The organism is Cribrihabitans neustonicus (assembly GCF_048820895.1).
Lineage (GTDB): Bacteria > Pseudomonadota > Alphaproteobacteria > Rhodobacterales > Rhodobacteraceae > Cribrihabitans_A > Cribrihabitans_A neustonicus.
In genome coordinates, this window is record NZ_JBMERQ010000024.1 from 1 (window position 1) to 9528 (window position 9528).

Sequence of the window (9528 nt, forward strand, 5' to 3'; positions counted from 1 at the left end):
ACAGCATGGTCGACCGCTGACGGTCTTCTACGCAACGATGCAGAATGCTGCTGGCAGGTGTCTCGCTGACACCAAGGCACACAGAATACAGTATAAAGACGGTCACAAAGCCGAGGATACTGCCCTGTAATGCCAATGCGATTTGACCGCCTGTCAGGCAGGCAAAAGTCGCCGAAAGCGTCATTGCATGCTGCCGCTTGAAAATCTGGCTGACGTACGGAGACAGGGATGCGCCGAAAGCGATGGAAAAGAAGTAGGTAGCGGTCAGTGCGCCAATGACGCTATTTGCGTAGCCCTCGTCCAGCATTGGCTTTGCGTGGGTTGGCCAGATCACTTCGACCGGGTTGGTTGCCACCAAGAAAAATGCCAGCGCTGCTAGAAGCATCGACAGAGTGGGATGTTTAAGAGCCAAAAGGCTCGCGTCCTTTATCACCGTTGGGACATTAGCGAAGCCGTGCATGAGAGCAGTGACGTTCATCGGACGCGGTTTTTCGACAATGGCCAACTTTGTGAAAACAAATACGCCCAGCATTACACCAAAGCTTGCTGCATAGGATACATCGTAGATGCTGAAACCGATGCTTTCTGAAGTGGTCCCAGCTTTTCGGACAGGTTTGCAGCGTTTCTAGGCTCTGGACTTCGGTAACGGGGACGTCCCAGTCAAGCGGTTTAGGCAGGCAAATTGATCCGCCAAAGCGGTCTCACCGGTCCTATTGTAGCCCGTCCTGCTTTCTACCGCGGCTTTCGGTTGAGGTCTTTCGGGTACATGTTTCGGTCCGTGGTCAGCGCGCTGGCTGCCAACATGATGCTGGTTCGATGCAATTCCGATGTGCCCATCTCATTGGCGTGCTTGACGGAAGCCAGCGACAGTCCAGACCACGGCATCATCGGAACCACGTCCTTGCGGGACCTCGAAGGCCTGCGATCAAGCAGGCGAAGGGTGGAGGAGCATTCGGTCAGTCCATGTTCGGCGCGGTATCCGGCTGGAATACTGTGCGATCGACCCAGATCCGATGGAGTATCACCGCAATACGGCGAGCCAAGGCAACCATCGCGCACTTGCGTCCACGGCGCTGTGCGAGCTGGGCTCCCCATTTTCTCAGCCACGTCGATTTGCCACGGTTCATCATGACCGTTGCGGCCTGGCACAGCGCCCGCCTGAGATTGGCATCCCCCGCCTTGGTGATGCCGCCTGATACATCACGTTCACCGGATTGGTTGCGCGAAGGCGTCAGACCGGCCCATGGACCAACTCTCTTCGAAGAGGAGAAGCGCGCCGGATCGTCCACCGCGGAGCAGAAGGTGAGCGCCACCCCAACCCCAGGCATTGTCATCAGGCGGTGGCAGACAGGATCGTTCTGGGCAAGCTGGCGCACTTGCTTTTCGAGGGTGGCGAGCTCCTGGCGCAGGGACGCTCTGGCGCGCAGCATCGGCCTTGTTGCGGTTTCCAGCATAGGGTTGCTGTCTGCCAGTCCCCGAATGCGGTTTTCGAACCTGCCGCGAGAGATTGCGCCGACCTTGAGGCCAAAGTTCTTTAGCAGTCCGCGCAACGACATTTCCAATGCGATCATGCCCTGTTGAATGGCTTTCCGGGCGCCGAGAATGGCGCGGATTTCTTGAGCCGAGACAGACTTGCAGTGAACCGGACGGAACCAGCCGAGGTGAAGCAGGCGCGCGATCCCCTCGGCATCCCGACGATCCGTCTTGATCGGCATGGCCTTCAGCGCGCCTTTCACCTGGCGCGTTTCCATGAGTACAGCATCAAGGTCAGCTTCGGTCAGCCCCCGGTGCAGCCATTGCGACAATGGCCCAGCCTCCAGGCCAATCGCGGCAATGCTGCCGTCCAGATCGCTCAGCCAGCGTGCCAGAATCTCGGGTTCGCTTCAGCCTCTGCCTCTTTGATGATCTTGCCGTGCTCGCTTATCACGCAGATCGCGGTCTTGGCCAATGACACGTCCAGTCCGACAAACAGTCTCATCCCGTAGTCCTCCATGTGGATCCAATACAGGGAGCGTCGGCAGCCGACCTGTCAGCATGCAAGCGGTAACGGGCTGTGTGCAACGCAGGCCCGTTACAGCATCTCATTGAGTTTTCGAAGCCAATAGTTGACGAGGGCGGCAAGAGCGATTGCTGACAGGAAGACCTTCGGCTATCTGTCGTAGCGGGTCGCGATGCGTCTCCAGTCCTTGAGCCTGCCGAACATGATCTCGATGCGGTTTCGCGGCTTGTATCGGCGCTTGTCATATTTGATGGTTGCGTCGCGCTGTCTGCGACCGGGGATGCAGGCACGTATCCCTTTGTCACGGTTTAAGACGCGCCATCTGGGCATCGGTCAGCCAGAAAAGATCAGACATATCACCGCTCCGTTTTGGGAACCGTGAATCACGCGTTGCGGCGGAAATCAATGCATCCTGACCCTAATTCCCGATCGCACGGGCCTTTGCGGGAAACAGCCGGAGGCTGGGTGCTCCAGAATACACTGAAGCCCAAGCCCGCAGAGACCGAAGTGCAAGGCAGGCACTGTATGCGGAAGGAGCAAAGTATGTTCCCGCCGGAAAACCTCGCCCCAGTCCAGAAAGACGTAGTGGTCACCCACGACCCCAGCTTGCAGGTCCGGGCCGCTTGAAACCAAAATGAATTCATCCTCGAATAGGAAATGTGCCTCCAGGCCAGGCTCGCCGGCACTCCAATAGAGAACCGCCAAATCCAAGGAACCATCGCGAAGACCTTGCAGCAGCGCCTCCGCATCTCCACGGCTGGCGTGGAAGGCAACTTGCGGGAGCGCCGCCCGGAGCGGCGGAAGAGCATGGATCAATAACCCGTCCCAGAGCCGGTTCTGCGCGCCAATCCTGCAGACTTCGGAAAGCCCTGGAGGCAACCCGACCTCAAGCTTTGCATGCGCCCAACTGTTCAGCATGGCTTGGGCATGACGCCGGAACATCAGACCCGCCCGCGTCGGAACCGCGCCCGTATGCCGCCGTTCAAACAGCTTGCGGCCCAGGCCTTCCTCGAGAGCCCGAATTCGCATACTGACGGTGGATTGGGTCAAGTGGATCTTTTCTGCGGCTTCGGAAAAGCTACTGGTTTCGAGAACGGCAAGAAATGTTCGGGCGAGTCCGATGTCCATGATTTCCCGTCCTCCGATACCGAGCCGAATTCAGTTGGCCGGCAGCATGATACCATGGCTCCACCGCCACCATAGGCAGAGCCGGTACCTCGAAGGGCAATGGCCGCGGTTCTGCATCAGAAATGCTCACGAGAGGTTTCATCTGACCAGCAGTTCGAGGACCGCAAATCCGCCGAGAATAACGATCCCGGCGACATAGGCGGTCGAGAACAGGGTAAGGATAAGACCCGCAAGAAGCCAGTAGCCGTCGCGCTCGCTGAGCCCAAGCGCGAGCATGATGATTGAGAGTGCCGGTAGCCAGTTGGCAAAGGGAATCGGGAGGAACAGGAATATTGCGAGGATTAGGGTAGCAATTCCGACCAGACGTTCGGCCAACAGGAATGATGCCGGCCACCAGCGCGGTTTGGCGAGCCGTTCAATCCGTTCGGCGTAGGGCACCGAAACGGTGACGATCCGATCGAAGGCGCTGCGCTGGATCGACCGGCTGGCGATGAAGCGGGGGAGCCATACGTCCGACCGCAGCAGGATTAACTGGACGGCCAGAAACATCAGCAGCACCGCTGTAAAAACCGAGGAGCCGGGGACGAATAGGATAACATTCGGCGCCGCGAAAACGACCATGAGCGGGCCAAAACCGCGGTCGTGCAGGGCGCCGGTGATATCGCCAGCCGAGACCCGCTTGCCGTCTCCCGCTTGCAGGTCGCGCAGCACCTCGGACAGCCGCCGGCCGGGGCGCCGTGAAAGAAGCCGCTTATTCTCACCGGCACAGGTCATTCCGGCTTGACCGGGGGTTGCTCGAGCGGCGCCGCGGGGTCCGGCCGCCGCGTCTGCCACAGCGAGAGCACAATCCCGCCGGCCAGCAGCGCGGCGGTCACACCGAGGGAGATTGCTGCATGGAACTTCTCGACCCCCAGAAGCTCCGCCCCGATCACTTTGGCGCCGATGAAGATCAGCACAATCGATACAGCCGTCTTGAGATGCACGAAACGGTACATCATCGCGGCAAGCGCAAAGTAAAGCGCGCGAAGGCCGAGGATCGCAAAGATGTTGGAAGTGTAAACGAGATAGGGATCGGTTGTGACCGCGAAGATTGCCGGGATCGAGTCGACGGCAAAAATCACGTCGGCAATTTCGACCATGACAAGCGCCAGGAACAGCGGTGTGACGGAAAGCGCGGCATGCCCTGCCGCCCCGGCCGGCTGGCGCACGAAGAACCGCTCTCCGTGCAGGCTGTCTGTCACCCGAAACCGGCGCCGCATAAGAAGCAGGACCGGATTGTGCGCCACATCGTATTCGGCATTCCCGCCGTGCAGCATCTTGACGCCGGTGAGAACCAGAAAGGCGGCAAAGAGCAAAAGGACCCACTCGAAGCGCTCGACCACCGCCGCGCCGACACCGATCATGATGCCGCGGAGCACGATAACGCCGAGAATGCCAAACACTAGAACACGGTGCTGATAGGATCGCGGCACACCAAAATAGGCAAAGATCATTGCGATGACGAAGATATTGTCCATCGCGAGGCTTTTCTCGACCACAAATCCAGTGAGGTAGAGCAGCGCTGCGCGCTCGCCCATGATCTGCCAGATCCAAAGCGAGAACAAGAGGCCGATGCCGATGTAGAACGCCGACAGCATCAGGCTCTCGCGCACACCGATCTCGTGGGATTTCCGGTGCAGCACACCGAGGTCGAAGACCAGCAGCGCGGCCACTAGAAGGAGAAAGAGCGCCCAACTCCACACAGGCTTGCCCAAAACATCAAGGAGGAGAAGATCCAAGTCACGGCTCCCAAAAGACCCGCCCGCAGAAGCGCTCGCGACGGCGGTCAACCAGGGCCGGCGCAAGATCGGAACTCGAGCACGGTAGAAGTGGGCGTTCGCGGCGGTACCGCAAGCGGCGGCACAAAAAATATTTCATTGCGCCCCCATTGAACTTCATTGGGCCGAAACAAATTTCACTGAAGCCTGCCGCAGACCATTGGCTGACGCCCCGATGCGATCGCATTTGCGTCTACCGGCGGACGGCCGCCGTGCCCCCGGCCATGCGGGGCGCCTGAGGGTCGATCTTGAAGACACCTGTCTGGCGGTTTGCCGCCTATGCGCTCGTAATCCTGGTGGGGATTACTGTTGCGCTGCCGAGTTTCCTGCCGCGCGATGCCGCCCGCGCCCTGCCTCACTGGCTGCCTGAAACACCCGTTGCCCTTGGCCTCGACCTGCGGGGCGGCGCCTCGCTGACGCTGCGGGCCAGCGAAGCCGCGCTCGCCGAAGATCTGCTGAACGCAGCCCGCGCAGACCTGGCCGGGGTGCTCACGAATGCAGGCCTGCGGGCCCATATCGCCATCGAGGGGCGGGCCCTGACTGTCCGGCCAAACGGCGCGGATGCACATTCCGAGGCCTTGCGCGCGGCGGTTGACGCGGCATTGCCAACATTCCAGCGCAATGCCCTTGCCCGCGCAGAAGCAGCCTATACCGTTTCTGAAACAGAGGGCGGCGGCCTTCATCTTACCTTGCGCGAAGCATACCTTGCGGCGGCCCAGGCCGACGCCATGGCGCGCAGCATCGAAGTGGTGCGCAAGCGTGTCGACGAGGCCGGCGTCGCCGAACCCTCGATCCAGCGGCTGGGCGGCGACCGTATTCTGGTGCAGATGCCGGGTGTCGCCGATCCCTCTGCGCTGCGCACCCTGCTTGGCAGCACCGCGGAGCTAACCTTCCACCGCGTGATGCCGGATCCGGGCGGAGGCCGCCCGCTCGGCCCGGATACGCTGCGGCTGCCGATGGCGGGCGGGTCGGGTTCGCTTGTCATTGAAGCGGCACCCGCGCTCAACGGTGAACGGTTGGCCGATGCATCGGCGGCGTTCAATCCCGTGACTGGAGCGCCGGTGGTGCATTTCCGCTTCGACACCCAGGGCGCACTTACCTTTGGCGAACTGACGCAGTCGCTGGTCGGCCAGCCGTTTGCCATCGTGCTCGACGGCGAGGTGCTGAGCGCGCCGGTGATCCGCGAGCCGATCCTGGGCGGATCGGGCGAGATCAGCGGCGGCTTTACGGTCGCGGAGACTGCGACGCTTTCGGCCCTGTTGTGCGCAGGCGCCCTGCCGGTGCCGCTCGAGGTGATCGAAGAGCGCACCGTGGGCGCCGACCTCGGCGCCGATGCCATTGCGGGCGGGCTGTGGACCGGGCTTGCGGGCTTTGGCCTGGTTGCTGCCGTGATGATCCTGCTCTACGGCGGCTGGGGCGTGGTGGCGACGGGCGCGCTGCTGCTGAACGTGGTGTTGACCATTGCGGCCCTGACCCTGCTCGGCGCCACGCTGACCTTGCCGGGCATCGCGGGGCTCATCCTCGGCATGGGGCTGGCGGTTGATGCCAACGTTCTGATCAACGAGCGCATCCGCGAGGAAACCGCGCGCGGCAAACGCGCCGCGTCGGCGATGCAGGCGGGGTTCGACCGGGCCTATCGTGCGATCCTCGACTCGAACCTGACAGCCTTGATCGCCACGGCGCTGCTGTTCTGGCTCGGCTCGGGACCGGTGAAGGGCTTCGCCATCACTATGGGGCTGGGCATCCTGATCTCGATCTTCACCGCCGTCACCGTCGTGCGCTCGGCGATGGACATCTATCTGCGCACCCGCCGGCCGAAGACTTTCGAGATCCGCGCGCCGCTCGGCTTCCTGCGCCCGAAGGCCACACCTGCCTTCCGGTTCATGCGGATGCGGTTTACCGGGCTTGCCCTTTCAGTCGTGCTCTCCGCCGCCTCAATCGTGCTGTTCACCGCACCCGGCCTGAACTACGGTGTCGACTTTCGCGGCGGCACGCTGATCGAGGCACAGTTCCAGACTGCGCCCGATATGGCCGGCCTCAGAACTGCTGTTGAAGCGCTGGGGCTAGGCGACGTCTCTTTCCAGCAATCGGACGCGGGCCAGAGTCTGCTGATCCGGGTCGAAGAGCAGCCGGGCGGCGATGCCGCGCAAACCCGAGCTGCCGATCAGGTCCGTTCCGCCGTTGCGGCCGCGGCCCCGGATGCCAGCTTTGAGCGCGTCGAAATCATCGGCCCGCGGGTCAGCGCCGAACTAGCGCTTGCCGGCATCCTCGCCGTCGCCGCCGCCAGCCTTGCCATGCTGATCTACATCTGGGCGCGGTTCGACTGGCCCTTTGCGGTTGGGGCCATCGCAACCCTTGTTCTCGACATCACCAAGACGGTCGGCTTCTTTGCTCTTACCGGTCTCGATTTCGGGCTGACTGCCATTGCAGCGCTGCTGACGCTGATCGGCTACTCCGTCAACGACAAGGTCGTCGTGTATGACCGGATGCGCGAAAACATCGGCCTGTACCCCGCGATGCCGCTGCGGGAACTGATCGACCTTTCAATAAACCAAACGCTGGCGCGCTCGCTCTACACCTCGGCCACCGCGCTCGCAGCGATGCTGCCGATGGCTATCTGGGGCGGTGCGGCTGTGCAAAGCTTCGCCATCCCAATGGTGTTCGGCATTGTCATCGCGGCCGGCTCGTCAGTCTTCATCGCGGCGCCGATCCTGCTTTTTCTTGGCGACTGGCGGCAGCGCAACGCCGCAAAAACCGCCGGCGCAACCGCCGCGCACCCCCATGGGTGAACCCTGCTTCCGCCGCTGAAGGCGGCGGCACCAAACCAGGAGACCCAAACAGATGTTACACACCGCCGCTCTTGCCGCCAGCCTGACCTCACTGGGCCTCGTCTGTGCGATCTACTTCTGCAAGATTCTTTCCCGCCCGGGGAGCTGGTTCCGGGGCGAAATGCTCGCAATGACGCTGCTGGCCCTTCTGACAGGGCTGTTTCCGCTGGCGCTTGCCGCGTCTCTTGCCGGGCTTTTGGGGGCGCTCACCGGCGGAGTCACACTGGCCGCTTTCCTCTCGGCTGGGATCGATTTGGTGAGCATAGGTGCTGTCATAGCAATGATGATCATGTTCCGCGCCCTCGTGAAAGCGACGTACCGCACCGCGAGCGGCCCCGGCACGATCACCCCTCTCACACCGCGCCCGCCGCGGGCGGGCTCAGCGTCGCGGCCGTTGAAGAAGGCCGTCTGACGGCATTGCAGGTACGGCGGCGAAGAGGGGCTATCCGTGATTGACGACTTCTGGCAGATTGCTGCCGTGGGGTTCGCTGCCCAGATGATTGATGGCGCTCTTGGCATGGCCTACGGGCTAACCTCAACGTCTGTGCTTCTAACCCTCGGCTATTCACCGGCTGCGGCAAGTGCAGCCGTTCACCTCGCGGAAACTGCGACAACCGCTGCAAGCGCCACTTCCCATGCCGTGGCGCGCAACGTGAGCTGGAAACTTGTCGGACCGCTGGCTGTCTCGGGCGTTCTGGGAGGCGTTGCAGGGGCGAGTCTTCTGGCGACGGGCCTTGGAGAAATGCTCGCGCCCTTCGTATCAGCCTATCTGACCGCTATGGGGGGTGTTGTCCTGTGGAAAGCCTTAGGCACAACGCCGGGTATCAAACCGCCCCGCGGGCTTTTGCCGCTCGGGGGGATTGGCGGGTTCCTTGACGCAGTGGGCGGTGGTGGGTGGGGCCCAATAGTGTCGGGTACGCTGGTCGCCTCTGGATCTTCTGCGCGGCATATGATCGGTTCGGCCATCGCGGCCGAGTTCTTTGTGACAACCGCTATCGCGGTCACATTTGCCGGGCATCTGGGCTGGCGGGAGTTTGCGTGGACCGCTCTTGCTTTGATCGCCGGTGGTCTCCCCGCCGCCCCCTTTGCGGCAGTCATCGTTCGCTTTGCACCGCGACGGGTGCTTATGCTGGGCGTTGGCTGCCTGATCGTTACGCTCGGGCTCTACGGGTTTTCGCATGCGCCTCCTTGGGGAATAGCACCTTAACCAAGACTCAAAATCAAACTTAGGTGGACGTGTCGCTGTTTCGTGCCGCCCCTGACGCTCGATTAAGCCACCTTCCGTTCGATGACGGTTGGTGGCTGCACTTGCGGCGAAGGTCTGCTCCTTCCATTGCTCGTGCAGCACAGGACCGCCGCCCGAAAGGCAGATCCCCAGACTTTGCTATGTCGCTATCTGCGCATAGCTGCCGCTCGGGTGGTCCAAAAAACAGCGCCCGCAGCGATCATCCGCTTCGAATGGAGGACGTTTGAGCCTTCGGAGAACCGGATGGGCTTTCCCCCGCGTGTTATCCGGCCTGGATGAAACAATGTCCAAATCCTGCTCCCGCAACCACTTTTACCGAACACTCAAGCATGTTCCCGTCAAGCCCTTCTCCGGAAGGGCTTTTTGCGATTCGGGCCAGGCCGATCATCGCTGACGGGCTCCCCGCAGAGTCCGCGGTTATTAGTTCGCTCTGTTCAGGGTTTGGCCCTCTACTGACCGTTGGTGATACTCCCGCGGGGTGAGCCCGTCGAGGCTCGTATGTGGGCGGTG

General features: G+C 61.8%; 6 protein-coding genes and 3 pseudogenes. 3 read left to right on the forward strand and 6 right to left on the reverse strand.

Annotated features, from left to right (window positions below; genetic code table 11):
- The 6 genes and pseudogenes from ACOHWE_RS19755 to ACOHWE_RS19780 all read right to left on the reverse strand — a co-directional run.
- Positions 1-532, reverse strand: a pseudogene (locus ACOHWE_RS19755) (MFS transporter); the annotation flags it as partial.
- Between the two features lie 424 nt (positions 533-956).
- Positions 957-1978: pseudogene (locus ACOHWE_RS19760) on the reverse strand (IS110 family RNA-guided transposase).
- A 171-nt stretch (positions 1979-2149) separates the two neighbouring features.
- Positions 2150-2305 (reverse strand): annotated as a pseudogene (locus tag ACOHWE_RS19765) (IS5/IS1182 family transposase); the annotation flags it as partial.
- A gap of 96 nt (positions 2306-2401) precedes the next feature.
- Positions 2402-3127, reverse strand: coding sequence for a LysR family transcriptional regulator (locus ACOHWE_RS19770; RefSeq protein WP_420668458.1), 726 nt, complete (start codon positions 3125-3127; stop codon positions 2402-2404).
- A 138-nt stretch (positions 3128-3265) separates the two neighbouring features.
- Positions 3266-3901 carry an exopolysaccharide biosynthesis protein gene (locus tag ACOHWE_RS19775; RefSeq protein WP_420668459.1) on the reverse strand — a complete coding sequence of 212 codons (636 nt, stop codon included), beginning with the start codon at positions 3899-3901 and terminating at the stop codon, positions 3266-3268.
- Positions 3898-4905 carry a TerC family protein gene (locus tag ACOHWE_RS19780; protein WP_420668460.1) on the reverse strand — a complete coding sequence of 336 codons (1008 nt, stop codon included), beginning with the start codon at positions 4903-4905 and terminating at the stop codon, positions 3898-3900. Before ACOHWE_RS19780 ends, ACOHWE_RS19775 begins: the two co-directional genes overlap by 4 nt.
- Before the next feature lie 287 nt (positions 4906-5192).
- Between ACOHWE_RS19780 and secD the strand changes: the two genes are divergently transcribed.
- Genes secD through ACOHWE_RS19795 form a run of 3 tightly spaced genes read left to right on the forward strand, consistent with a single transcriptional unit; the run spans position 5193 to position 8979 of the window.
- Complete coding sequence (gene secD, locus ACOHWE_RS19785; protein ID WP_420668461.1) at positions 5193-7733, forward strand: protein translocase subunit SecD; 2541 nt, start codon at positions 5193-5195, stop codon at positions 7731-7733.
- A gap of 52 nt (positions 7734-7785) precedes the next feature.
- Positions 7786-8184, forward strand: coding sequence for a hypothetical protein (locus ACOHWE_RS19790; RefSeq protein ID WP_420668462.1), 399 nt, complete (start codon positions 7786-7788; stop codon positions 8182-8184).
- A gap of 36 nt (positions 8185-8220) precedes the next feature.
- Complete coding sequence (locus tag ACOHWE_RS19795) at positions 8221-8979, forward strand: sulfite exporter TauE/SafE family protein (protein ID WP_420668463.1); 759 nt, start codon at positions 8221-8223, stop codon at positions 8977-8979.
- Positions 8980-9528 lie beyond the last annotated feature (549 nt).